This window comes from Xanthomonas rydalmerensis, from assembly GCF_033170385.1.
Classification (GTDB): Bacteria; Pseudomonadota; Gammaproteobacteria; order Xanthomonadales; family Xanthomonadaceae; genus Xanthomonas_A; species Xanthomonas_A rydalmerensis.
Map to the genome: position 1 here is coordinate 1,628,439 of NZ_CP126170.1, position 22,328 is coordinate 1,650,766.

General features: G+C 70.3%; 21 protein-coding genes and 1 other RNA gene. 10 read left to right on the forward strand and 12 right to left on the reverse strand.

The features are described 5' to 3' along the window. Positions 1 to 33: 33 nt before the first annotated feature. Positions 34 to 1,059 (reverse strand): alpha/beta hydrolase, encoded by a 1,026-nt coding sequence (locus QN245_RS06650; RefSeq protein ID WP_317844888.1) that lies wholly within the window; start codon positions 1,057 to 1,059, stop codon positions 34 to 36. 110 nt (positions 1,060 to 1,169) lie between these two features. Between QN245_RS06650 and QN245_RS06655 the strand changes: the two genes are divergently transcribed. Further along, a complete protein-coding gene (locus QN245_RS06655) occupies positions 1,170 to 1,988 on the forward strand; it encodes an AraC family transcriptional regulator (RefSeq protein ID WP_184446868.1) in 819 nt (272 codons plus the stop codon). A 76-nt stretch (positions 1,989 to 2,064) separates the two neighbouring features. Here QN245_RS06655 and aroB read toward each other — a convergent pair whose 3' ends face one another. After that, positions 2,065 to 3,174 (reverse strand): 3-dehydroquinate synthase, encoded by a 1,110-nt coding sequence (gene aroB, locus QN245_RS06660; protein ID WP_317844889.1) that lies wholly within the window; start codon positions 3,172 to 3,174, stop codon positions 2,065 to 2,067. Continuing rightward, positions 3,171 to 3,713: a shikimate kinase gene (locus QN245_RS06665; RefSeq protein ID WP_017910873.1), complete on the reverse strand. Its 543-nt coding sequence runs from the start codon at positions 3,711 to 3,713 to the stop codon at positions 3,171 to 3,173. The genes aroB and QN245_RS06665 overlap by 4 nt, the downstream gene beginning before the upstream one ends. A 134-nt stretch (positions 3,714 to 3,847) precedes the next feature. Between QN245_RS06665 and pdxH the strand changes: the two genes are divergently transcribed. Together pdxH and QN245_RS06675 are read left to right on the forward strand one after the other, a co-directional pair. Next, complete coding sequence (gene pdxH, locus QN245_RS06670; protein WP_160965474.1) at positions 3,848 to 4,447, forward strand: pyridoxamine 5'-phosphate oxidase; 600 nt, start codon at positions 3,848 to 3,850, stop codon at positions 4,445 to 4,447. A 67-nt stretch (positions 4,448 to 4,514) separates the two neighbouring features. Further along, the gene (locus QN245_RS06675; RefSeq protein ID WP_317845319.1) at positions 4,515 to 5,315 is read left to right on the forward strand and encodes a cobalamin-binding protein; all 801 of its coding nucleotides are present in this window, start codon (positions 4,515 to 4,517) and stop codon (positions 5,313 to 5,315) included. Positions 5,316 to 5,507: 192 nt separating this feature from the next. On the opposite strand, the gene QN245_RS06680 is transcribed toward QN245_RS06675, so the two are convergent. Then, a complete protein-coding gene (locus QN245_RS06680; protein ID WP_317844890.1) occupies positions 5,508 to 6,893 on the reverse strand; it encodes an MFS transporter in 1,386 nt (461 codons plus the stop codon). Positions 6,894 to 6,994: 101 nt separating this feature from the next. On the opposite strand from QN245_RS06680, the gene soxR reads away from it, so the two are divergent. Continuing rightward, positions 6,995 to 7,432: a redox-sensitive transcriptional activator SoxR gene (gene soxR, locus QN245_RS06685; RefSeq protein ID WP_160965470.1), complete on the forward strand. Its 438-nt coding sequence runs from the start codon at positions 6,995 to 6,997 to the stop codon at positions 7,430 to 7,432. A gap of 710 nt (positions 7,433 to 8,142) precedes the next feature. Here the strand turns inward: soxR and QN245_RS06690 are convergent. From QN245_RS06690 to QN245_RS06710, 5 genes are all read right to left on the reverse strand, one after another. Continuing rightward, entirely contained in the window at positions 8,143 to 8,595 is a 453-nt protein-coding gene (locus QN245_RS06690; RefSeq protein ID WP_184645712.1) for a DUF4426 domain-containing protein, read from the reverse strand. A 21-nt stretch (positions 8,596 to 8,616) separates the two neighbouring features. After that, positions 8,617 to 8,692: non-coding RNA, sX9 sRNA (locus tag QN245_RS06695), on the reverse strand. A 43-nt stretch (positions 8,693 to 8,735) separates the two neighbouring features. Continuing rightward, positions 8,736 to 9,581 carry a pyrroline-5-carboxylate reductase gene (proC, locus tag QN245_RS06700; RefSeq protein ID WP_184645714.1) on the reverse strand — a complete coding sequence of 282 codons (846 nt, stop codon included), beginning with the start codon at positions 9,579 to 9,581 and terminating at the stop codon, positions 8,736 to 8,738. 129 nt (positions 9,582 to 9,710) lie between these two features. Continuing rightward, on the reverse strand, positions 9,711 to 10,739 hold the full coding sequence (locus QN245_RS06705) for a hypothetical protein (RefSeq protein ID WP_160971027.1): 1,029 nt from the start codon (positions 10,737 to 10,739) through the stop codon (positions 9,711 to 9,713). A 316-nt stretch (positions 10,740 to 11,055) separates the two neighbouring features. Beyond that, positions 11,056 to 11,706, reverse strand: coding sequence for a YggS family pyridoxal phosphate-dependent enzyme (locus QN245_RS06710; RefSeq protein ID WP_317845320.1), 651 nt, complete (start codon positions 11,704 to 11,706; stop codon positions 11,056 to 11,058). A gap of 121 nt (positions 11,707 to 11,827) precedes the next feature. Between QN245_RS06710 and QN245_RS06715 the strand changes: the two genes are divergently transcribed. The 6 genes from QN245_RS06715 to QN245_RS06740 all read left to right on the forward strand — a co-directional run bounded on the left by QN245_RS06715 (position 11,828) and on the right by QN245_RS06740 (position 18,806). Beyond that, a complete protein-coding gene (locus QN245_RS06715; RefSeq protein ID WP_160971019.1) occupies positions 11,828 to 12,865 on the forward strand; it encodes a type IV pilus twitching motility protein PilT in 1,038 nt (345 codons plus the stop codon). Between the two features lie 118 nt (positions 12,866 to 12,983). Further along, a complete protein-coding gene (locus tag QN245_RS06720; protein ID WP_160971017.1) occupies positions 12,984 to 14,114 on the forward strand; it encodes a PilT/PilU family type 4a pilus ATPase in 1,131 nt (376 codons plus the stop codon). Between the two features lie 157 nt (positions 14,115 to 14,271). Further along, positions 14,272 to 15,555 carry a WD40 repeat domain-containing protein gene (locus QN245_RS06725; protein ID WP_317844891.1) on the forward strand — a complete coding sequence of 428 codons (1,284 nt, stop codon included), beginning with the start codon at positions 14,272 to 14,274 and terminating at the stop codon, positions 15,553 to 15,555. Then, the gene (locus QN245_RS06730; protein ID WP_317844892.1) at positions 15,552 to 17,051 is read left to right on the forward strand and encodes a GGDEF domain-containing protein; all 1,500 of its coding nucleotides are present in this window, start codon (positions 15,552 to 15,554) and stop codon (positions 17,049 to 17,051) included. Before QN245_RS06725 ends, QN245_RS06730 begins: the two co-directional genes overlap by 4 nt. Before the next feature lie 365 nt (positions 17,052 to 17,416). Next, positions 17,417 to 17,956, forward strand: a complete 540-nt coding sequence (locus tag QN245_RS06735) for an MFS transporter permease (RefSeq protein ID WP_237475476.1) — start codon at positions 17,417 to 17,419, stop codon at positions 17,954 to 17,956. A gap of 175 nt (positions 17,957 to 18,131) precedes the next feature. After that, positions 18,132 to 18,806 carry a YitT family protein gene (locus tag QN245_RS06740; RefSeq protein ID WP_221236182.1) on the forward strand — a complete coding sequence of 225 codons (675 nt, stop codon included), beginning with the start codon at positions 18,132 to 18,134 and terminating at the stop codon, positions 18,804 to 18,806. An 81-nt stretch (positions 18,807 to 18,887) separates the two neighbouring features. Here QN245_RS06740 and QN245_RS06745 read toward each other — a convergent pair whose 3' ends face one another. The 3 genes from QN245_RS06745 to QN245_RS06755 form a co-directional block, all read right to left on the reverse strand. After that, a complete protein-coding gene (locus tag QN245_RS06745) occupies positions 18,888 to 19,790 on the reverse strand; it encodes a DUF72 domain-containing protein (RefSeq protein ID WP_317844893.1) in 903 nt (300 codons plus the stop codon). Positions 19,791 to 19,875: 85 nt separating this feature from the next. Continuing rightward, positions 19,876 to 20,415, reverse strand: coding sequence for a DNA-3-methyladenine glycosylase I (locus QN245_RS06750; RefSeq protein WP_317844894.1), 540 nt, complete (start codon positions 20,413 to 20,415; stop codon positions 19,876 to 19,878). Between the two features lie 14 nt (positions 20,416 to 20,429). Beyond that, complete coding sequence (locus tag QN245_RS06755) at positions 20,430 to 22,223, reverse strand: DUF4153 domain-containing protein (RefSeq protein WP_317844895.1); 1,794 nt, start codon at positions 22,221 to 22,223, stop codon at positions 20,430 to 20,432. Positions 22,224 to 22,328 lie beyond the last annotated feature (105 nt).

Sequence of the window (22,328 nt, forward strand, 5' to 3'; positions counted from 1 at the left end):
GGAGCGCTGCATGGCGTGCCGCCGGTGGTGCGCTTACTTCAGGTGTTCGCGCAGCCCGTCGCCGGCCTGCTGGATCGCGGTCCGCACCGCGGGCACGTCGCGCAGGGCATTGAGCAGGCCGAAATCGTGGATCAAGCCGTTGTAGCGGGTCACCGTGACCGTCACCCCGGCCTGGTCCAGCTTGCGGCCGAAGGCTTCGCCCTCGTCGCGCAGTACATCGAGCTCGGCGGTCTGGATCAGCGTCGGCGGCAGGCCGGCCAGTTGCGCCGGGGTCGCGCGCAGCGGCGAGGCGGTGATCTCGGCGCGGGCCTTGGGATCGGTGGTGTAGTTGTCCCAGAACCACGTCATCATGTTGCGGGTGAGGAAGTAGCCGCTCTGGAACTGCTGGTACGACCCGTCGTCGAAGCGGGCGTCGGTCACCGGCCACAGCATCAGGTCGTAGCGCAGCGCCGGCGTTCCGGCCGCCTTGGCCTGCAGCGCCACGGCCGCGACCATGTTGCCGCCGACGCTGTTGCCGGCCAGCGCCAGGCGCTTGCCGTCCACGCCGATCTGCGCGCCGTGCTCGGCGACCCAGCGGGTGGCGGCATAGGCCTGGTGGATGGCGACCGGGTACTGCGCTTCCGGCGACGGCGTGTAGTCCACGTATACGGCCACCGCGCCAGAGGCGTTGACCAGGTCGCGGATCAGGCGTTCGTGGGTCGGGAAGTCGCCCAGCACCCAGCCTCCGCCGTGGAAGAACATGAAGGCCGGCAATACCTGGCCGGTGGTGTGCGGCGGCCGCACGATCACCAGGTTCAGCGGCTTGCCGTCGGCCTGGATGGTGGTGCGGCTGACCTCGGCCGGCGGCAACGGGGTATTGGCCTGGGCATCGACCAGCACCTGGCGCGCCTGCGCCGGGGTGAGCTGCTCGATCGGCTTGCCGCCGCTGCCGTTGAGCGCATCGAGGAACTTCGCGACCGGGCGCAACGGCGCGGGCTGATCGGCGGGCGTTGCGGCGGTGGCGGTGCCGATCGCGCCGGCCAGCAGCGAGGTGGCGAGCAAGGGGAGCAGAGTCTTCATGGCGGTTCCTGGGGCATGCCGGGCGAGATGCCGGCGACAGGAGTGACTTTGCGCGCCAGGGCGGTACGATAGGTCGCGAATCGTCCATAAAACTTTACTTGGAGTCCTGAGTGACCGACCGTCTGGCCGCCTTGTTGACCCACTTTTCGGTCAGCGCCGAGGTCTTCCACGCCGGCACCCTGTGCGGCCTGCACCGGCTCGACGATGGCGACCGCGGGCAACTGCACCTGCTGCGCGAGGGCAGCGTGGTCGTCCACAACGGCGACGGACAGGTGCTGCGGATCGATCGACCCAGTCTGCTGCTGTACCCGCAGGCCATGCCGCATCGCTTCGAGATCGATGCGCAACGCGGTGCGGATTTCGCCTGCGCGCACCTGCGCTTCAGTGGTGGCGCAGCCAATCCGCTGGTGCGCGCCTTGCCGGCCTGCATCTGCCTGCCGCTGGACACGCTGCGCCAGGGCGAGGCGCTGCTGCGGATCCTGTTCGAGGAAGCGTTCGCGCAGCATTGCGGGCGCCAGGCGGTGTTGAACCGGCTGTTCGAGGTGGTGCTGGTGCACGTGATCCGCGAGTTGATGGAGCAGGGGCTCGCCGACGGCGGCATGCTCGCCGGCATGGCGGATGCGCGGCTGCGGCTGGCGCTGACCGGCATCCACGACGCCCCGGCGCAGCCCTGGACGCTGGAGAGCCTGGCGGCCCGTGCCGGCATGTCGCGCAGTGCGTTCGCGCGCAGTTTTCGCGAGACCCTCGGCTGCACGCCGGGCCAGTACCTGCAGGATTGGCGCATCGCTCTGGTGCAACGCGGCCTGCGCGAAGGGCGGCCGCTGAAGCAGCTTGCCGACGAAGTGGGCTACGGCAGCGAGGCCGCGGTGTCGCGCGTGTTCAAGGCGCAGGTCGGGCAGACCCCGCGCGCGTGGCGGCAGGCACGCTGAGTGCGGGTGGGACATGTGCAGGCGCGCCGGCGCGACCGGCGCGCGTGGGCGGCTGTGGCGTAAGCGATGCGCCGGCTCAGCCGGCGGCCAGCACCGCCAGCACCTCGGCCTCGTCCACGTCTGGGACGATCTCGGCGTGGCCGATGCCGCGCCACAGCACCAGCCGCAGGCGTCCGGCCAGGTTCTTCTTGTCCAGGCGCATGCGCGCCAGCAGCGCCTCCGGCGCCAGCCCGGCCGGCAGCGCGGTCGGCAGACCGAAGTCCTGCAGCAGCGCGCGCAGCTGCGCCGTGTCCTGCGCGCCGGCCATGCCCAGCCGGGCCGACAGCTCGGCGGCCAGCACCATGCCCACCGCCACCGCTTCGCCGTGGTTGAGGTTGGCGTTGTCCGGGGCGCCGTAGCCCTGTTCGGTCTCGATGGCGTGGCCGAAGGTGTGGCCAAGGTTGAGCAGGGCGCGCTCGCCCTTCTCCAGTGGATCGCGGGCGACGATCTCGGCCTTGTGTTCGCAGCTGCGCGCGATCGCCTGCGCCAGCGCGGCCGGCTCGCCGGCCAGCAGTGCGCGGCGTTCGGCATGCAGCCATTCGAAGAACAGCGGGTCGCGGATGGCGCCGTACTTGATCACCTCGGCCAACCCGGCGCGCAGTTCGCGCGGCGGCAGGCTGCGCAGCGTGGCGGTGTCGGCCAGCACCGCGCGCGGCGGATGGAAGGCGCCGACCAGGTTCTTGCCCTGCGGGATGTCCACCGCGGTCTTGCCGCCGACCGAGGAGTCGACCATCGCCAGCAGCGTGGTGGGCAGTTGCACGCAATCCACGCCGCGCATCCAGCAGGCGGCGGCGAAACCGGCCAGGTCGCCGACCACGCCGCCGCCCAGCGCCAGCACGCAGGCGTCGCGGGTGGCGCCGAGGGCGGCCAGCGCGGCGATCGCCGCGGCGAAGTGGTCCAGGGTCTTGGAGGCTTCGCCGGCGGGGATCACGAACTCGCCGATCTGCAGCTCCGGGCGTGCCGCCAGCAGCGCGCTGCGGACCTGCGCGGCGTACAGCGGCGCCACCTGGCTGTCGCTGAGCAGCAGCACGTGGCGGCCGCGCACGTGCGCGGCGAGGGCGGCGCCGTCGTCGAGCAGGCCGGGGCCGATGTGGATGGTGTAGGCCGGGTCGCCAGCGACCTGGACCGTGCGCGATGCTGCCGTCATGCAGTGGGTTCCGGAAGTTTCCACGACGCGGCCAGGCGCACGACCAGCTGTGCGGTGGCTTCGGCCGGGGTGAAGTGATCGGTGTCCAGGATCAGGTCGGCGACCTCGCGGTACAGCGGTTCGCGCACCGCGTGCAGGTCGCGCAGCACCTGCTCGCGGTCGCCACGTTGCAACAGCGGGCGGCTGCGGTCGCGGTGCAGGCGCTGCAGTTGCGCGGCCACGCCGACCCGCAGGTACACCACGAAGCCGTGTTCGCGCATTTCGCGGCGGCTGTCGGCATTGAGCACGGCGCCGCCGCCGGTGGAGATCAGGTGGCCGGGCGTGCTCAGGATGCTTTCCAGCACCGCGCGCTCGTGCTCGCGGAAACCGGCTTCGCCGGCGTGCTCGAACAGCGAGGCGATGCTGGCGCCGGTGCGCTCGACGATGGTCTGGTCGCTGTCGACGAAGACCAGGCCGAAGCGCTCGGCCAGGCGGCGGCCGATGACGCTCTTGCCGGCACCCATCGGGCCGACCAGCACCAGGTTGGGGGCGGGATTCATCCGCCGATGCTAGCAGAGACCGGCGCCGCCTCGCGCGCTGCGCAGGCCTCGTGCGCGTGCCGTCGTGCGGCGAGGCGTGCGTCGCGCGGTGCATGGCGCGACAATGGCGCATCGTCCGCCGAGTGCCTGTCGCCATGCCCGATCTCTACGCCGAAGCCCTGTCCACGTTCGCCGACCTGTTCGCCGAGGCGCGCACCAGCGACGAGGCCGAATACAACGCCATGGTCGTGTCCTCGGCCACGCTGGAGGCGCGGCCGTCGTCGCGCGTGGTGCTGCTCAAGGCCTACGACGCGCGCGGCTTCGTGTTCTACACCCACCTGGACAGCCAGAAGGGCCGCGAGCTGCAGGCCAATCCGCAGGCCTCGCTGCTGTTCCTGTGGCGGCGCATGCGCGAGGACGGGGTGCAGGTGCGCATCGACGGCGAGGTACAACTGGTCGCAGCCGCCGAAGCCGACGCCTATTTCGCCTCGCGCCCGCGCATGAGCCAGATCGGCGCCTGGGCCTCGGCGCAGTCGCGCACGTTGGAATCGCGCGAGGAGTTCGAGGAACGCGTGGCCAAGGCCGAGGCCACCTTCGAGGGCCGCGAGGTGCCGCGTCCGGATGGCTGGGGCGGGTTCCGCGTGGTGCCGCGCAATTTCGAGTTCTGGTACGGCGCCAAGTACCGACTGCACGAACGCTGGCGCTACGAAGCCGATGCCGCAGGCCACTGGAGCAAGCGGATGCTGTTCCCGTGAGCGCCGCCGGCCCGGCCTGCCGCGCCGCCGCCGCGGTGCACGCGTGCCCGCACGAGGCGCGCTGAGTATGGGCCCGCAGCGCATCGTCTGCCTGACCGAGGAGCCGACCGAGACGCTGTACGCGCTCGGCGAACAGCAGCGCATCGTCGGCATCAGCGGCTTCACCGTGCGCCCGCCGCAGGCGCGCCGCGACAAGCCCAAGGTCAGCGCCTTCACCAGCGCCAAGATCGGCGAGATCCTCAAGCTGCAGCCGGACCTGGCGATCGGCTTCTCCGACATCCAGGCCGACATCGCCGCCGAACTGGTGCGGCACGGTGTGGAGGTGTGGATCGCCAACCACCGCAGCGTCGACGGCATCCTCGACTACATCCGCCGGCTCGGCGCGCTGGTCGGCGCTGGCCAGCGCGCCATGGACTACGCCGACACGCTGCAGCGCGGCCTCGATGCCATCGCCGCGCAGGCCGCCACGCTGCCGCGGCGGCCGCGGGTATATCTGGAGGAATGGGACGAGCCGATCATCACCGGCATCCGCTGGGTCGCCGAACTGGTGGGCATCGCCGGCGGCGACGACGTGTTTCCGGAGCTGTCGGTGCAGCCGTTGGCCAAGGCGCGGATACTCGCCAATGGCGACGAGGTGGTGCGGCGCGCGCCGGACATCGTCCTCGGCTCCTGGTGCGGCAAGCGCTTCCGCCCCGAGCGCGTCGCCGCGCGGCCGGGCTGGGCGGCGATGCCGGCGGTGCGCGACGGACAACTGTTCGAGATCAAGTCGCCGCTGATCCTGCAGCCGGGGCCGGCCGCGCTCACCGACGGCGTTCGCGCCATCGCCGACATCATCCAGGCCTGGGCCAGGGGCGTGGGCGCGACGTAGCGCTTTTCTCGATCCCCGAGAAGGCGGCGTCGTCTTGCCGGTGCGCCCCGGCCAGTCCCCACCAGAAGCGCCGCAATCCGCGTCCATGGCCGCGTCGTCGTTCGGGTGCGGGCAGAGGATCGTTGCCTCGCTCGTCTCTGCCGCACGTGTGCGCCAGCACGGCGCGACGTGCGCGGGAATGGACGACACGGTCTAGCCTGGCGCCGGCTGGGTCCGGCCGGCGATGCCCAGGCCGAGGAGGGCCATCAGCGCGGCGACGGCGAAGGTCGACAGGTACGCCGCCGCAGCCGAGTAGGTCAGTAGCGCAGAGAACAGCGAGCCGCCGACCGCCAGCGTGGTCGCCACCGCGATCGCTTCGCTCAACTGCAGCGCCGAACTGTTGCGGCCCTGCCGCGCCGGCGGCGACAGGGTCAGGGTCAGCACCGCCAGGGTCGGGTAGATCAGGCCCATGCCGAGGCCGGTGGCGGTCCAGCCGCCGATCGCCAGTGCCGCCGGCACCGACGGCAGCAGCGCCAGGGTCGTGGTCGCGATGCCCAGCGCCATCAGCGTGCAGCCCAGCCGCAGCCGCCGCAGGCGGGTGGCGTCGCGGCCGTAGTGGCCCTGGTACCAGGAGCCGGCGAACCAGCCCAGCGCGCCGGCGCTCAGCGCCACGCCGGCCCACACCGGCGACAGCCCGCGTTCGCGCGACAGCAGCAGCGGCAGGAACGCCTCGCAGCCGAAGAACGCCGAGCCGGCGACGCCGCGCAGCGCGATCACGCTGGGCAGGCCGCGCGCGGCGTGCAGGGTGCCGGCAGGCAGCAATCGCCAGGTGCACAGCACCAACAGCACCAGCGCCGCCGGCAGCAGCAGCGCTGCCCACAGCCCGCGCTGCTGGCCGCCCAGGTACAGCAGGCAGACGCCGGCTGCCGCGCCCAGCGACCACAGCCGCGATGCGCCGCTGGCGCCGTCCGCGCTCGCGGCGGGCGGCAGGCGCCGCAACGCCGGCCACAGCATCGCCGCCGCCGGCAGCGCCAGCAGCGGCACCGCCAGGAACACCCAGCGCCAGCCGACGTGTTCGACGATCAGCCCGCTGATGCTGGGGCCGATCAGCGACGGCACCACCCAGCCGGCTGAGAACGCGGCGAACATGCGCGGGCGGATCGCCTGCGGATACAGCCGCGCGACCAGCACGTACAGCACCACCGAGATCGCGCCGGCACCCAGGCCCTGCACCAGCCGACCGGCCACCAGCAGCGTCATCGACGGGGCGAAGCCGGCCAGCAGCAGGCCGCAGACGAAGCAGGCCAGGCCGGTCCATAGCGGCGCCGCCGGCCCATGCAGATCGCTCCAGCGCCCGGCCACGGTCATGCCGATCACGCTGGTGGCCAGGGTGCCGCCGAAGGCCAGCGCGTACAGCCGCAGGCCCTGCAGTTCGCCGGCCACGGTCGGCATCGCCGCGGCTACCGCCAGCGCCTCGAAGGCGATCAGCGACACCAGCGCGACCATGCCGATGGTGGTGGCGCGATAGGCCGGCGCCAGCACGGAACCGGCAGCGGCAGGAGTGGGCGGGACATCGGCGGCAGCGGCGTGGTCTTGCATCGGAGTACCTGGGAGAACGGATGGACATCTGCCGGCGACGACTTGCGTGGGCGCCTGCAGGCCGTGCAGCATGCAACCTCAACCGGACTCGAGGTCAAGCGATGCAGGAGGAACTGAGCGTGGGGCAGGTGGCCGCGCGCAGCGGCGTGGCCGTGTCGGCGCTGCATTTCTACGAGAGCAAGGGCCTGATCCGCAGCATGCGCACCGCCGGCAACCAGCGCCGCTACACCCGCGACGTGCTGCGCCGGCTGGCGGTGATCCGCGTGGCGCAACGCGTCGGCGTGCCGCTGGACAGCGTCAAGGCCGCCTTCGCGCAGTTGCCCGACGCGCGCACACCGACCCGCGCGGAGTGGGCGCGGATGTCGGCGGCCTGGCGCGAGGAACTGGACGCGCGCATCCTGCAACTGACCCGCCTGCGCCACCAGCTCACCGACTGCATCGGCTGCGGCTGCCTGTCGCTGCGCCGTTGCCGGCTGAGCAACCCGGCCGATACCCTGGCCGCGCACGGCGATGGGCCGCAGCGCTGGGCGGAGGAGTGAGCGGCGCGTCCTGCGTACGGTAACCGCGCGATGTCGCTGCGGTTGCCGCGCCCCTGCGCACAACGGTGCCGCAATGTGGATCGAGGCAATGTGGGAGGGACTCAGTCCCGACGCGATGTCGGTGGCCGTCGCGGTTACCGAGCTTGTCGAGCATGGTGGAGACGTGGCGCTTCACCGCGCCCCGTCAGCGCGAAGAGCGAAGAGGGCAGTTGCCTGACGCGGCATGCAGTCGGGACTGAAGTCCCTCCCACAACGCGCGTCTGTGATCGCCCTGGTATGCATAGGTCGGTTTGTCTGTAGGAGCGGCTTTAGCCGCGACATGCCTTACCGGTAACGCCGGGTCGCGGCTGAAGCAGCTCCTACGGCACGCGACGGCGCCGCCATGTGGGATCGGGACGTGTGGGAGGGACTTCAGTCCCGACGCGATGTCGGTGGCCGTCGCGGTTACCGAGCTTGTCGAGAAGGGTGGAGACTTGGCGCTTCACCGTGCGCTTCAGTCGCGACGAGCGAAGAAGAAAGGTGCCTGATGCTGCATGCAGTCGGGACTGAAGTCCCTCCCACAACGCGCACCTGTGATCACCTTGATCGGTGTCCGTATGTCGGGTTGTCCGTAGCAGCGGCTTTTAGCCGCGACCGGGCTTTCCCGGTAACGCCCGGTCGCGGCTGAAGCCGCTCCTACAGCTGAAGGCGCGCGCGGGACGCTACGCGCGCTAGAAATTACGGGTGAAGCGCACCGTGCCGGCGCCGTCGGCGCTGCGGACCTTCACCACGAAGCGCAGCTGATCGTGGGCGCTGCTGCGCACCGTACCGACGTAGTCGGTGTAGGCATCGGTGCGGACCGCGCGCAGCGCCACCGGCTGGCGTTGTCCGCTGAGGTCGGTCGCCACCACGTCGACCGTGCCGACCGCCGGCGTTTCCTCACCGCCGTGCAGAGTGCGCAGCGCGATCATCACCAGCGCAGTGTCGGCCTCGCGGGCGATGCCGTAGCGATGCGCCACGTCCTCGCTCATCGCCAGCGTGGGCAAGGCGTTGTAGTGCACGCGCAGTGCGCCGAAATCGGCCTGCGCCGGCGTGGCGGCGAGCAGTGTCGCCGGACGTGGGCTGTCCTGGTCCGAGCAGGCGGCCAGGGCCAGGCACAGCAGCGCAGCGGGCAGGACACGCATCGGCGTTCTCCGGGTTGGAGTGGCTAACACATCGTCGCGCGCAGTCGCCAGGTGGGCGCGGACGGCGCGGAGGAACTGCAGTGTACGCGTGGTGGATGAGGATTCCGGGCGCCGTCCGCGCCGCCTGGTGTTCGCTGCGCTCAGTCGTCGTTGGCGGCGGACAGGGCACGGCCGCGTTCCGCCGCCGCGGCGATCGCGGCCGCGGTCAGCGCCTCGAAGCCGCCGCGCTGGAAGGTCTCGATCGCGGCCTGGGTGGTGCCGTTGGGGGAGGTCACCCGGCGGCGCAGTTCGCTCGGCGCCTCGCCGGACTCGGTGAGCATGCGCGCCGCGCCGAGCACGGTCTGCAGGGTCAGGGTGCGCGCGGTGTCGGCGGGCAGGCCCTGGGCGATGCCGGCCGCTTCCATCGCCTCGGCGAGCAGGAAGACATAGGCGGGGCCGCTGCCGGACACGGCGGTGACCGCATCGATCAGCGCCTCGTCCGCGACCCACACGGTGACCCCGGCGGCGGCCAGCACGTGCTCGGCATGGGCGCGCTGCGCGGCGTCGACACCGGCGCTGGCGAATAGGCCGGTGACGCCGGCACCGAGCAGGGCAGGGGTGTTGGGCATCGCGCGCACCAGGGCGTGGCCGCCGCCGAGCCAGCGGTCCAGTTGCGCGGTGGTGATGCCGGCGGCGATGGACACCAGCAGCGGCCGCTGCGCCTGCGCCAGCGCGGCCAGTTCGGTGCAAACCCCGCGCAGCACCTGCGGCTTGACCGCGAACATCCACAGCGCGGCGCCGTCGGCGGCCTCGGCCGCGCTGGCGACGGCGTGGACGGCGTAGTCGGCGACCAGGGCCTCGCGCAGCGCCGCCACCGGCTCGGCCACACGGATGCGGCGCGGGTCGGCACCCTGCCGGACCAGGCCGGCGATCAGGCTGCGCGCCATGTTGCCGCCGCCGATGAAGGCGATGTCGGCGGCGTGGGAATCTGGAAAAGCGGAAGCCATGGCGCAACACCGTCGCGAAGAGGGAGCGCCATGGTAGCGGCTGCGCCGCGCCGCAGTGCTGCGGTGCGGCGCAACCGGATCGTGCAGGAGAGAACGCGCCAGCCGCTGCGTGCGGTCTGGCGCGGGGCCTCAGTTGGACTCGGTGAAGGTGATCGACGGCGTGCTGCCGCCGGCCGTCGAGCAGCTGCCCAGGTTGAGGTTGTTGGTCTCGCCGGTGCTGCCGGCATTGGCCGCGCAGGTCGGGGCGGCGGTGGAGCCGTTGGTGGCGGCCACCTTCACCGTGATCGACGAGCCGGAGTTGAAGTTGGCGCTGGAACCGCCGGCGTTGCCCACCACGTTGAACTCGGCGTCCTTCCACACCGTGGCCAGCTTGACCACGCTGTCCTTGGCGCTGACGCTGTAAGCGGTGCCGTTGTTGGTGAAGGTGATGGTGTCGTTGCCATTGGCGGTGGCCGAACCGGTCAGCTTGACGTTGGCCAGTTGCGTGGCCGGCACGTCCGGCGCGCTGACCGCATTGCTGTTGCGGTAGCAGTCCGAGCCGCCGCCGCTCATCCAGCCGCTCGGGCAACTGCTGCCGTAGCCGATCAACCAGTACTGCATGAACACCGCGGCCTGGCCCTGGGTCTCGTAGTCGGTGGCGTAGACGAACTGCTGCCACACGGTGCAGCCGGAGCGGCCGCCGCAGACGCTGGTGGTGGCGTTGTAGTTGGAGTTGATCTGCAGCGAGTACTCGTTCGGGCCGAGGATGCCGCCGCCGCCGAAGGAGGCCACGCCGACGCCCTGTTCCGAGGTCACGCCGGTGACCTGCGGGAAGCTGCCCACGGCCTTGCTGATGAGGCTGCTGGAACGCAGCGCGTAGTCGTAGCCGTTGCCGGTGGTTTCGGTGGCGCCGAACAGGATCTTGTGCGGGATCGGATGCACACGGCGGGTCAGGGTCTTGCAGACGTCCGTTTGCCACTGCGTATCGGGGAAGTTGGCATGGAAGCAGCCTTCCGCCGGTGTCGGTTGATGCGCCATGGTTTCGCGCCAGGCGGTGCGCGCCTGGACTTCGGCGGGCGACATCATCGCTTCTTCATTGGTCCAGGCCGGCGTCGCCGTCGGCGCGGCCAGTGCCGCGGGGACGTGCAGCAGACCCATGAAGCAGGAGGCGAACAGCAATCGGGTGGATGCTTGCATCTGTGACCTCGTTGGAGCCGAGCGCATTCGGCGATGGACTGCGGATGACCCGCGGTCGCCGCCATGGAAGCCGAAGCGCGCGCATCTGAAACGTGACTGAATTAACGGTTCGCAACCGTGTCGCACGGTTCAGCAAGCACTGTCGGAGCGAACCTTTCATTCATCTCGAAACACTATTTTTTTCAACGAGATGGGCTACGACAGAATTCCGATGTTGGTGAATCGTTTTTGAAGCGGCTGTAGACAAATCATCACAGTGTCACAAGTGATGCGCTGATGCGGCGCGGCAGCAGCCGGTTCAGCCCGCAGCACGCGGACCGCGCGCACCGAACAAGGCGGTGCCGACCCGCACCATGGTGGCGCCGGCGGCGATGGCGTCGGCGAAGTCGTCGCTCATGCCCATCGACAAGGTGTCGACCTGCGGATGGGCGGCACGCAGCCGCTCGAACAGGGCGTGCATGCGCGCGAACGCATCGATGCGGCGTTCGGCCTCCGGCCACGGTGCGGGAATGGCCATCAACCCGCGCAGCGCCAACCTCGGCTGCGCGGCGATGGCTGCGGCCAGCGCGTCCACGGCCTCGGGCTGGCAGCCATGCTTGCTGGCCTCGTCGTCGATGTTGACCTGGATCAGCACGTTCAGCGGCGCGGATGCGGCGGCGCGGCCCTTGGCCAGGGCGGCGACCAGCTTGGGCCGGTCCACGGTCTGCACCCAGTCGAACAGCGTCGCCGCCTGTTCGGCCTTGTTCGACTGCAGGTGGCCGATCAGATGCCATTCCAGACCGGCATTGGCCAACGCGGCGATCTTGGTCGCCGCTTCCTGCACGTAGTTCTCGCCGAAGGCGCGCTGGCCCTGTGCGGCCAGCGCCGCCACGGCCTCGGCCGGCTGGGTCTTGGACACCGCCAGCAACTGCGCGTGCGGCCGCCCTGCGGCGTCGGCGGCGCGGTTCATGTCCAGGCGGATCTGGTGCAGCGGAGAGAGGGGCACGGCGGCGTTCCGGCAAAGGGAAGGGCGCTATACTGCCGGCCGGGGAATCATCCTTCCAGTCGCAGCCCAAGGGGAAAAGCAGCGTATGGATATCGCTGAACTATTGGCGTTCTCGGTCAAGAACAAAGCGTCCGACCTGCACCTGTCCGCGGGCCTGCCGCCGATGATCCGGGTCGATGGCGACGTCCGCCGCATCAACATCCCGGCGCTGGACCACAAGCAGGTGCACGCGCTGGTCTACGACATCATGTCGGACAAGCAGCGCCGCGACTACGAGGAATTCCTCGAGGTCGACTTCTCGTTCGAGATTCCCAGCCTGGCACGCTTCCGCGTCAACGCGTTCAACCAGAACCGCGGCGCCGGCGCGGTGTTTCGCACCATTCCCTCGGAAGTGCTGACCCTGGAAGACCTGGGGTGCCCGCCGATCTTCCGCCAGTTGATCGACCAGCCGCAGGGCCTGATCCTGGTCACCGGGCCGACCGGTTCGGGCAAGTCGACCACGCTCGCCGGCATGATCGACTACATCAACAAGAACGAATACGGCCACATCCTCACCGTCGAGGATCCGATCGAATTCGTGCACACCTCGCAGAAGTGCCTGATCAACCAGCGCGAGGTGCATCGCGACACCCACGGCTTCAACGAGGCGCTGCGCTCGGCGCTGCGCGAAGACCCGGACATCATCCTGGTCGGCGAGCTGCGCGACCTGGAAACCATCCGCCTGGCGCTGACCGCGGCCGAGACCGGCCACCTGGTGTTCGGCACCCTGCACACCAGTTCGGCGGCCAAGACCATCGACCGCATCATCGACGTGTTCCCCGCCGGCGAGAAGCCGATGGTGCGTTCGATGCTGTCCGAATCGCTGCGCGCGGTGATCTCGCAGGCGCTGCTGAAGAAGGTCGGCGGCGGCCGCACCGCAGCCTGGGAGATCATGGTCGGCACCCCCGCCATCCGTAACCTGATCCGCGAGGACAAGGTCGCGCAGATGTACTCGTCGATCCAGACCGGCCAGCAGAACGGCATGCAGACCCTGGACCAGCACCTGCAGGACCTGGTCAAGCGCAGCCTGATCACCCGCAACCAGGCCCGCGAGTACGCCAAGGACAAGCGGTTGTTCGAGTAGCCGGGATTGGGGATTCGGGATTGGGGATTCGCAAAAGCGGGTCTCTCCGATCCCAGGATGCCCGCTGTTACCAATCCCCAATCCCGAATCCCCAATCCCGGTTCCGAAGGAGCACGCCATGAGCACCATCGACTTCACCTCCTTCCTGAAACTGATGGCGCACCAGAAGGCGTCGGACCTGTTCATCACCTCGGGCATGCCGCCGGCGATGAAGGTGCACGGCAAGATCACCCCGATCACGCAGACGCCGCTGACCCCGCAGCAGAGCCGCGACCTGGTGCTGAACGTGATGACGCCGTCGCAGCGCGAGGAGTTCGAGAAGACCCACGAGTGCAATTTCGCCATCGGCGTGTCAGGCGTCGGCCGCTTCCGCGTCAGTTGCTTCTACCAGCGCAACCAGGTGGGCATGGTGCTGCGCCGGATCGAGACGCGCATTCCCAGCGTGGACGAGCTGAATCTGCCGCCGGTGATCAAGACCCTGGCGATGACCAAGCGCGGCATCATCATCTTCGTCGGCGCCACCGGCACCGGCAAGTCGACCTCGCTGGCGGCGATGATCGGCTACCGCAACCAGAACTCCACCGGGCACATCATCACCATCGAGGACCCGATCGAGTTCGTGCACAAGCACGAGGGCTGCATCATCACCCAGCGCGAGGTCGGCATCGACACCGACAGCTGGGAGAACGCGCTGAAGAACACGCTGCGCCAGGCGCCGGACGTGATCATGATCGGCGAGGTGCGCACCCGCGAGGGCATGGACCACGCCATCTCCTTCGCCGAGACCGGCCACCTGGTGCTGTGCACGCTGCACGCCAACAACGCCAACCAGGCGATGGACCGCGTGATCAACTTCTTCCCTGAGGACCGCCGCAGCCAGCTGCTGATGGACCTGTCGCTGAACCTGCGCGGCGTGGTCGCGCAGCAGCTGATCCCGACCCCGGACGGCAAGGGCCGCCGCGTGGCCATGGAGATCATGCTCGGCACGCCGCTGGTGCAGGACTACATCCGCGAAGGCGAGATCCACAAGCTCAAGGACGTGATGAAGGAGTCCACCAACCTGGGCATGAAGACCTTCGACCAGAGCCTGTTCGAGTTGTACCAGGCCGGCGAGATCAGCTACGAGGATGCGCTGCGCCACGCCGATTCGCAGAACGAGGTGCGCCTGCGCATCAAGCTGGCCCAGGGCGGCGACGCGCGCACCCTGGCGCAGGGCCTGGACGGGGTCGAGATCGCCGAGGTGCGCTGAGCCGGTCCTGCACGCGAGCGCGAGGCCGGGCGCTCGCTGCGATGGCCGGCGCCCACGCCGCAGCGGCTGGCTCCGGTGCGTTCACAGGTGTCGTGTTTCAGTCAGCCGTCCGCCGGAAGTCCATCGCGGACGTTTCAGCCGAAGGGAGAGAAGCCGAATGAACGACGCGCCTGAACTGCTCTGGTCGACACAGCCGCATGCCGGCTACTACATCAACTCGGTGGCGGTGTCCGACGATGGCAACGTCATCGTCGCCGGCACCTTTTTCCACCGTTACGGCCCCGCATCGCAGATTCCCGGGATGGACGCGGTGCCGGTCGCGCAACGCAAGATCTTCGAACGCACCGCACCGGCGGCCACGCGGACCGATGTGCGCGACGACCAGGACGGGCATTTCGGCACCTATGCCTGGGATCGGACCGGCAAGCCGCTGCTGACGCAGGAGTTCGACGGCTGGCAGGGCGTGTACTGGGTCGACGTGGCGGGGGACGGGAGCACCGTGGCGAGCTGCGGCTGGAAGAGCAAGGCGCCGTATGCGGGCTTCATCAGCGCCTGGGCGGTTCCCGGCGGCGAGGAACTGCTGTCCTTCGCGCTCCCCGGTCGCGGCAACATGGTGTCGCTGGACGCGTGCGGGCGGACGTTGCTGGCCGGCGCCGAGCAGGGCTATCTGTTCTGCCGCGACGGCGCCGGGGCCTTCGCCGCCACGCCCGCGTGCATTGCGCTGACCGCTGGCGGCGACAGCAACGGCGACAGCGTCATCGCCACCGGCATCGCCGTCGACGGCGCGACCGGGCTGGTGGCCAGCGCGCAGGGCGAGATCATCCTGTTCTCGATCGCCTCCGGACAACCGACGGCGCTGGCGCGCTGGCAGTTGCCCACGCACGTCAGCGTCCATGCCGCGGTGCTGTCCGGCAATGGGCGCCGGGCCTATGTCGGTGCCAGCGACGGTACGCTGTACGCGTTCGACGTGGCGACGTTCCAGCATGCGTCCGCGCCCGCGCCGGCCTGGACCGCGACGGTGCCCGAGGGCGCGACGACCATCTACGGGTTGGCCTGCGACCGTGGCGGCGACAAGGTCGCGATCGCCGGCAACCTCAAGGGCGGCGGCGTCGTTGCCGTGTACGCCGATGCCGGCACCGCGGCGACGCTGCAGTGGACCGCGCACAGCGCGCATTCGCCCAACTGCCTGGCGTTCGACCCGGACGGACAGTGGCTGGGGCTGGCCGATGGCCATCCCGACGCCACGCCTGGCGCGTTCACGCTCTGGAACGCGATCGACGGCACCCTGCAATGGTCCTATGGCACGGACAACATGAGCTGGCCGATCCGTCTGTGCAGCGATGCGACGGTGGTGGTGGGCGGCAGCGACGACAGCACGGTCAGGGCGTTCGCCGGCCCCGGTTCGGCCATCGGCCGTGGCCGGCAGGAGGCCGATGGATGACCGGCTGGGACGCCGAGGCGCCGTCTCGCACGCGCGCCGCGGCGCCGCGCCGTCCCGCCGCGCTGCTGGTGCTGTCGGCCGTGCTGGTGGTGGCGTGGCTGGCGGTCTTCGAGTTGGCGCGGGTGCTGGACTATCAGCCGCATGCGAGCCTGTGGTTTCCGCCGGTGGCGGTGACGTTGGCGACGTTCATGGTGCTGGGCTGGCGCGGCGCGCCGGCGATCGCCATCGCCTGCGTGCTGGCCACGCTGCTCAGCTTCTATCGCACGAGCGCTCATCCCGCCGTCCCCGGCCGAGCGGTCCTGTCGTATGCACTGCTGTTCACCGCGCAACAGTTCTGCGTCTGGGGCGGGCTGGCCTGGCTGCTGCGTCGCGTCGGCCGGGTCGTGTCCTCGAGCAGCCTGCCGCGCGCGGTCACCTGCTTCATCCTCGGGGGCGGGGTAGCCTCGCTGCTGTCCGCCTGCCTGGGCGGTGCGGGGCTGGTGGTCACCGGCGCCATCGACCTGCCGAGCATGCTGGCGCAGTTGATCCCGTGGGCGATCGGCGACTACGCCGGCCTGCTGGCGCTCGGCCCGCTGGCGATCGTCGCGGTGCTGCGTCTGGCCGAGCGGCTGCAGATCGTGCCGCAGCCAGGTATTCCGCGCCTGTCGGGGATGATCGAACCGGCCGGAAGCGTCTCTGCCTACCTGGTCAAGCTCGCGCTGCTGCTCGGCGTCACCCTGGTGGTGATGGCGCTCGCGGCGGTGTTGCCGCGGCAGCCGGCGGTGGTCTTCGCGCTGTTCGTGGTGGTGGTGATCCAGTTGTGGATCGTGCATACCCACGGGATGCTGCAGGCGCTGACGGCAATCGCCGCCTTCAGCCTGCTGATCGCCGTCGCCACGCCGTTGCTACGGCTCGAGGCGCAGGCGCTCGCGCTGCAGTTCGCCATGATCAGCCTGGCGGCGAACAGCTACTTCGGCCTGGCCGTTCCCGGGTTGTACGCCGACAACACGCGGCTGCGCCATGCGCTGGTGCGCGATCCGGTGACCGGGGCGCTGTCGCGGACCGGATTCCTGGAGCAGGTGCTCAACGATCTGCAACTGGCTGCGCAGGATCCGCGTCCACTGGCGGTGATCGTCGCCGACATGGACAACCTCAAGGCGATCAACGACCAGTTCGGACACGCCGCCGGCGATGCGGCCTTGCGCGCCTTCGTCAAGCGCTGCCGCCACTGTCTGCGGCCGGGGCAGTTGCTCGGGCGCCGCGGCGGCGACGAGTTCGCGCTGTACCTGCCGCTGACCACGCCGGAGCGGGCGGACGCGTTGATCGACACGCTGCGCGCGGCGCTTGCCAAGCCTGGCGAGGACGACGGGTTTGCGACCGGGCTGTCGGCCAGCTTCGGCCTGGCCCTGTGCCACCGCCGGGATCTGGACGCGGAGGCGCTGGAGGAACTGCTCGAACGCGCCGACGCGGCGATGTACGCGGACAAACGGCAGCACCGCACCGTGGCCGTTCGCTGATTGTTCCCCTTCTCCCGCGGACCATGGCCCCCTTCTCGGGCGAAGGGGCCCAAAAGGCGGATGAGGGGAGGACGAAGCCTCATGGTCTTGTTTCAGCGACACGCTTCGCGCCGGAGCCTCACCCCAACCCCCGCTCCGCGCCCCGGCCCGCGCTTGCGGCGCGGGCGCGCCAGGGTGCGCGCGCCAGCGGCGCGCAAGCGGCACCCCGTCGCCCCGGAGGGAGAGGGGCTTTGGCTCCCTTCTCCCGTTGGGAGAAGGTGCCCCGCAGGGGCGGATGAGGGTGCGGTCAGCCAGGAATGCCACACATGCCAGTAGATAACCCGTAGGCCGCCCCTGCCGCCGCGCTGCCTGCCGCCGCGCCCGCTGTGTCCCCCATCGATCCCCTGTCCACGCTGTTCGCGCCATCGGCCACCAAGTCGGCCTTGCTGTGCGCGACGAGCTTCGGCTGGTATGCGTTGTACTGGTTCTACCGCAACTGGCGCGCGTTGCGCCTGCTGTCCGGGCGCCGGTGGGTCTCGCCGGTGTGGCGGTCGGTGTTCTCGCTGCTCTGGGTGTTCGCCTGCTTCCGCGGGCTGGAACGCACCATCGGCGCGCAGCGTGGCGCGCTGGTCGGCTGGCTGGGGCCGGCGCTGGCCTATGTCTGCCTGAGCCTGCTGGGCGCGTGGCCCTCGGCGCTGTCGCTGCTGACGCTGTTGAGCTGGACGCCGGTGCTGCTGGTCAACCAGCGTCTGGTCCGCTTCAAGCAATCGCACGGCCTGCCGCGCAACCCGGCCGAACGGTTCAACGCCTGGACCTGGACGTGGCTGGCGATCGCCGGGCCAGTAGCGCTGCTGGTGATGGTGGGGATGGTGGTGGCGATCGCCGGGGTGCAGCACCACATCAAGGTCGACTTGCCGACCCGATAGGCTGGCGTTGGCTGGCGGAGCACGCTGAGCGTTCGCCCATGCAACCGTCGCCATGCACACAGCCATCAAAGTTTCATGTGCAACCACCTCCCGGCTGGTGTCTAATACCGCCCCCCACGCCGTGCCCCCTCCCGTGAGCCTTCCCGATTCCGATCTGCGTCCGGACCTGGACCCGTTGCCCGACGACGGCACCGTCGTCACCGCCGGGCCGCTGACCCCGCCGCCGGATTCGGCCGGCACCGTGCAGGATGCGCGCGCCTTGCGCCATAGCGTGGCCGAGGACGTGCAGGGCATGCTGCTGGCGACCCTGGTGGCCTCGCTGGGCCTGGCGGTGTTCGCCCATGGCGGCTTGATGATCGGCGGCATGGCCGGCGTGGCCTTCCTGCTGCACTACGCGCTGGGCTGGAACTTCGGACTGATGTTCGTGCTGGTCAACCTGCCGTTCTACTGGCTGTCGGTGCGGCGCATGGGCTGGGAGTTCACCCTCAAGACCTTCGCCGCGGTGGCCGCCTGCGGCCTGTTGACCGACCTGCTGCCGCGCTGGGCGCAGTGGGCGACGATGACGCCGCTGTTCTCGGCGCTGGTCGGCGGCGCGTTGGTCGGGCTCGGCATCCTGTTCTTCATCCGTCACCGCGCCAGCCTCGGCGGCGTCGGCATCCTCGCGGTCTACCTGCAGCGCAGCCGCGGCTGGAGCGCGGGCAAGGTGCAGATGAGCTTCGACGCGGCGCTGATGGCGGTGGCGTTCTGGCTGCTGGCGCCGCAGCAGGTGCTGTACTCGGCGATCGGTGCGGTGGTGCTGAGCCTCGTGCTGATGTTCAACCACCGCTCTGGCCGCTACATGGGCGTGTGAGAGCTGCAGCAGATCGTCGTCGCACAAGGCGCTGGTGCGTCCGACCGCATCGCCGCAAACCCGCATGATGCGAAATGACCCTCAACCGTCGCCGTCGCCGCGCGCCGGGCACGGCGTCGGCACGCCCAGCCGTTGCGCCAGGCGCCGTGCGTCGAATGGCGCATGCACCTTCATGTCGTTGTCGAAGTAGCAGTACACGTCGCGCCGTACCCGCGCCGGGGCGCGTGGGCCGACCCGCTGCGCGTCGGCGGGCTCGCTGCCGCGGTGCCAGGCCTCGATGCGCCGGGCCCAGGTGTCGAGGGCCTTGTCGTCGTAGCCGCTGGCATAGAGCTGCGCATCGCCGTGCAGGCGCAGGTACAGGAAGTCGGCGGTCACGTCTTCCAGGTACGGCCACTTGCCGGCGGTATCGGCCTGCACCAGCGCCACGCGGTGCTTGCGCAGCAAGGCCACCGCCTCCGGCGTGGCGAAGCTGGGATGGCGCACTTCCAGCGCATGACGCAGGCGCCGATTGCGGTCGATCTGCAGCAGGCTGCGGTCGCGCATGCGTGCAGCGTCGCGCTTGCGCGCCAGCGCCAGGGCGGCCTCGCTGGTGCGCGGCAGCAGCGCCAGGAAGGTGTCCAGCAGGTCGTGGTCGAAGGCCAGCGACGGCGGCAACTGCCATAGCAGCGGTCCCAGCTTCGGCCCGAGCGCGAGCAGGCCGGAGGCGAAGAAATTGGCCAGCGGCTGCTCGCAGTCGCGCAGCCGCTTCAGGTGGGTGACGAAGCGCGGGCCCTTGACCGCGAACACGAAGTCGCGCGGCGTGGCGTCGTGCCAGGCGGCATAGCTTTTCGGGGTCTGCAGCGAATAGAACGAGCCGTTGAGTTCCACCGAGCGGAAGCACTGCGCGGCGTATTCCAACTCCCGCCGCTGAATCAGGTCGGACGGGTAGAAGACGCCACGCCAGCGCGGATAGCGCCAGCCGGAAATGCCGATGCGCAAGGCCATGCGCCGACCTTGCCGGCGGCCTCGTGCAGCGCCCGTGCAGGCCGCGGCAAGGCGGCATCGTGCCGGTCCGTGCGTCGCGGTGGCCTCAGCCGGCGCGCATCCACGGCGGATCCAGCTGCGCGATGCGCGCGAACGCCGGGCAGTCGTCGCGGTGCGCGCCGGGCAGGTAGCCCAGGCTCATCAGGAACTCGCCGGTGATCTCGCCGCCGGTGAAGCGGAAGGTACGCTTGAACAGCTTGATCCACTCGGCCTTGCTGCGCGGATGCTGCGCGTCCAGCCACGCGGCGAAGCTGCCGTGGCTGGCCCGCAGGCCCTGGATCACCTGCGCGTTGTGGATCGCGGCCTGCACCTTGAGCCGGTTACGGATGATGCCGGCGTCGCCGAGCAGGCGCAGCACGTCGGCCTCGCCGAAGGCCGCCACCGTGTCCACGTCGAACCCGGCGTAGGCGGCGCGGAAGCCTTCGCGCTTCTTCAGCATCAGCTCCCAGCTCAATCCGGCCTGGTTGATCTCCAGCACCAGCCGCTCGAACAGGTCGGCTTCGGCGCGTTGCGGCACGCCGTACTCGTGGTCGTGGTAGTGGCCGTGCACCGGGTGCCCGGGGGCGATATCGCAATAGCTGCTCATGCGGCGGACATCCGTCAATCGGTCTGGTCGTTGGGGTCGGCAGGGTACACCTCGGTACGCCGGGTCCCGGGCAGTTGCAGGTCGGGCCAGCGCCGCGGCAGCAACTGCAGCTTGCCGTCGCGCAACGCCTGGTAGAGCGCATCGGCGTTGTCGCCGCGGCGCGGGAAGAAGTGGGTTCGCGCCACGTCGCTCCAGCCGTTGCCCACGTCGGTGTGGATGCGGCATTCGACGCCGTAGCCGACGCTGGCGTCGCACAGCAGCACGTCGTCGTGGCCATCGCCGTCCAGGTCGCGGCGCAGCGCCACGCACTGCGCGCCCTCGCGTCGGCAGTTGCCGTCCTCGATCTTTCCGGCCAGCAGTGCCTGCCACCACGCGGCGCCGGGGTCGGCGCTGCCCGCGGCCAGCGCGATGCGCTGGCGCACCTGCAGCGGATCGGCGCTGCGCGGTGCATCGTCGTTGTCGCCGCCCCAGCGCTGCTGGCGCTGCAGCATGCGCTGCAGGCGCTCGCGCTGCACCGGGTCGTCGGCGAACGCAGGCACTTCGCGCAGCGATTGCACGGCGCGGTAGCCGCGGCGGCCGCTGTCGAAGCGCAGGTAGGCCAGATCCAGTTGCGCCGCGCTGGTGCGGCCGTCGGCCAGGCGCTGCAGCTGGTTGCCGACGACGATGCGGTAGGGGTCCAGCAGCGGCGAGCAGGCCGCCAGTGCCAGGCCGATCACCACCCATGACAGCGCCCGGTTCACCGGCGCCAGCGGCTGCAGCCAGCGCGCGCCCGGTCGCAGCACCGCCCAGGCATAACCGCATGCGTAGCCGCAGGCGATCACCGCGACCAGCACCCCGGCAAAGCGCTCGGTACTCCAGCCGTACTGCCCGATGCGCAGCCACAACGCGTACAGCGCCAGCCCTGAATACAGCGGCAGGCTCAGCAGCCCGGCGTCGATCACCCGTTGCAGCCAGGCCGGGTAGGGCACGTCGGCCGTGCCGTCCTGGTACACCGCATTGACGAAGACCACCAGCGTGGCCACCACCGCGATCAGGATGCTGGCTGCGGCGCGGGTCTCCCACAGCGGCTGCAGGCCGGTGAACGGCAGGCTCAACGCGAACAGCACCGCCACGAATGCCAGCAGCGGCAGCAGCCCGGTGCAGATCGCGAACAGGATCTGCCGCATCACCTGCACCGCACGCTGTTGGGTGCGGCCGATCAGGATGCCCAGGCCGAACATGGTGCCGGTGGCCAGGTAGATGAAGGCCGTCTGCCGGAACAGGTCGTAGAACAGGGTCAGCTTGACCAGCGCGAACAAGGCGCCCCACAGCCATAGCACCAGCCAGCAGATCCCCACGAACAGCAGCGCCAGCGCCAGGGTCAGCGCGTTCTGCCAGGCGTGTTCGAACAGGTCGCGGTACGGCGCCTGCCAGCGCCCGTGCTGCAGCCGGCACTGCAGCCACGGCAGCAGCACGAACATCGCCAGCGCCACGGTGGCACCGAACGGGCCCAGCACCTGGCCGGGGCGCAGGCCGGGCGCGCCGGTGGCGTTCCAGACCGCCCAGGCGGACAGGGCCGTCACCAGCACCGCCAGCGCGATGGTGTGCTGCCACAGGCGCGGCGCGCCCAGGTGCCGCACCGACAGCAGGGTCATGGTCGGCACGGTCAGCACCAGGGTGTACCAGCACACCTGTCCGCCCAGGGAGCCGAACGGCCACAGGCCGCTCTCGGCGCCGCGCTGCGCCAGGTACAGCAGCGCGCCTTGCAGCAAGGCCACCAGCACGATGAAGGCGCGGGTCTGGCGTGGCAGGTCGGGGGGCGTGTCCATGCGTGCTTGCTCCTGGGCGACCGGTCGGGGCCGCGATCGGGCGGATTATGGCAGCCCGCCGCAGCCCGGCGCGGCGCGCATGCGGGAGGGACGATAGAATGGGGC

What these genes read in the sequence shown, in the direction of transcription:
- QN245_RS06650 (WP_317844888.1), bottom strand. Translation starts at nt 1,059, where the DNA reads ATGAAGACTCTGCTCCCCTTGCTCGCCACCTCGCTGCTGGCCGGCGCG.
- aroB (WP_317844889.1), bottom strand. Translation starts at nt 3,174, where the DNA reads ATGACGGCAGCATCGCGCACGGTCCAGGTCGCTGGCGACCCGGCCTAC.
- QN245_RS06665 (WP_017910873.1), bottom strand. Translation starts at nt 3,713, where the DNA reads ATGAATCCCGCCCCCAACCTGGTGCTGGTCGGCCCGATGGGTGCCGGC.
- pdxH (WP_160965474.1), top strand. Translation starts at nt 3,848, where the DNA reads ATGCCCGATCTCTACGCCGAAGCCCTGTCCACGTTCGCCGACCTGTTC.
- QN245_RS06675 (WP_317845319.1), top strand. Translation starts at nt 4,515, where the DNA reads ATGGGCCCGCAGCGCATCGTCTGCCTGACCGAGGAGCCGACCGAGACG.
- QN245_RS06680 (WP_317844890.1), bottom strand. Translation starts at nt 6,893, where the DNA reads ATGCAAGACCACGCCGCTGCCGCCGATGTCCCGCCCACTCCTGCCGCT.
- soxR (WP_160965470.1), top strand. Translation starts at nt 6,995, where the DNA reads ATGCAGGAGGAACTGAGCGTGGGGCAGGTGGCCGCGCGCAGCGGCGTG.
- QN245_RS06690 (WP_184645712.1), bottom strand. Translation starts at nt 8,595, where the DNA reads ATGCGTGTCCTGCCCGCTGCGCTGCTGTGCCTGGCCCTGGCCGCCTGC.
- proC (WP_184645714.1), bottom strand. Translation starts at nt 9,581, where the DNA reads ATGGCTTCCGCTTTTCCAGATTCCCACGCCGCCGACATCGCCTTCATC.
- QN245_RS06710 (WP_317845320.1), bottom strand. Translation starts at nt 11,706, where the DNA reads ATGAACCGCGCCGCCGACGCCGCAGGGCGGCCGCACGCGCAGTTGCTG.
- QN245_RS06715 (WP_160971019.1), top strand. Translation starts at nt 11,828, where the DNA reads ATGGATATCGCTGAACTATTGGCGTTCTCGGTCAAGAACAAAGCGTCC.
- QN245_RS06720 (WP_160971017.1), top strand. Translation starts at nt 12,984, where the DNA reads ATGAGCACCATCGACTTCACCTCCTTCCTGAAACTGATGGCGCACCAG.
- QN245_RS06725 (WP_317844891.1), top strand. Translation starts at nt 14,272, where the DNA reads ATGAACGACGCGCCTGAACTGCTCTGGTCGACACAGCCGCATGCCGGC.
- QN245_RS06730 (WP_317844892.1), top strand. Translation starts at nt 15,552, where the DNA reads ATGACCGGCTGGGACGCCGAGGCGCCGTCTCGCACGCGCGCCGCGGCG.
- QN245_RS06745 (WP_317844893.1), bottom strand. Translation starts at nt 19,790, where the DNA reads ATGGCCTTGCGCATCGGCATTTCCGGCTGGCGCTATCCGCGCTGGCGT.
- QN245_RS06750 (WP_317844894.1), bottom strand. Translation starts at nt 20,415, where the DNA reads ATGAGCAGCTATTGCGATATCGCCCCCGGGCACCCGGTGCACGGCCAC.
- QN245_RS06755 (WP_317844895.1), bottom strand. Translation starts at nt 22,223, where the DNA reads ATGGACACGCCCCCCGACCTGCCACGCCAGACCCGCGCCTTCATCGTG.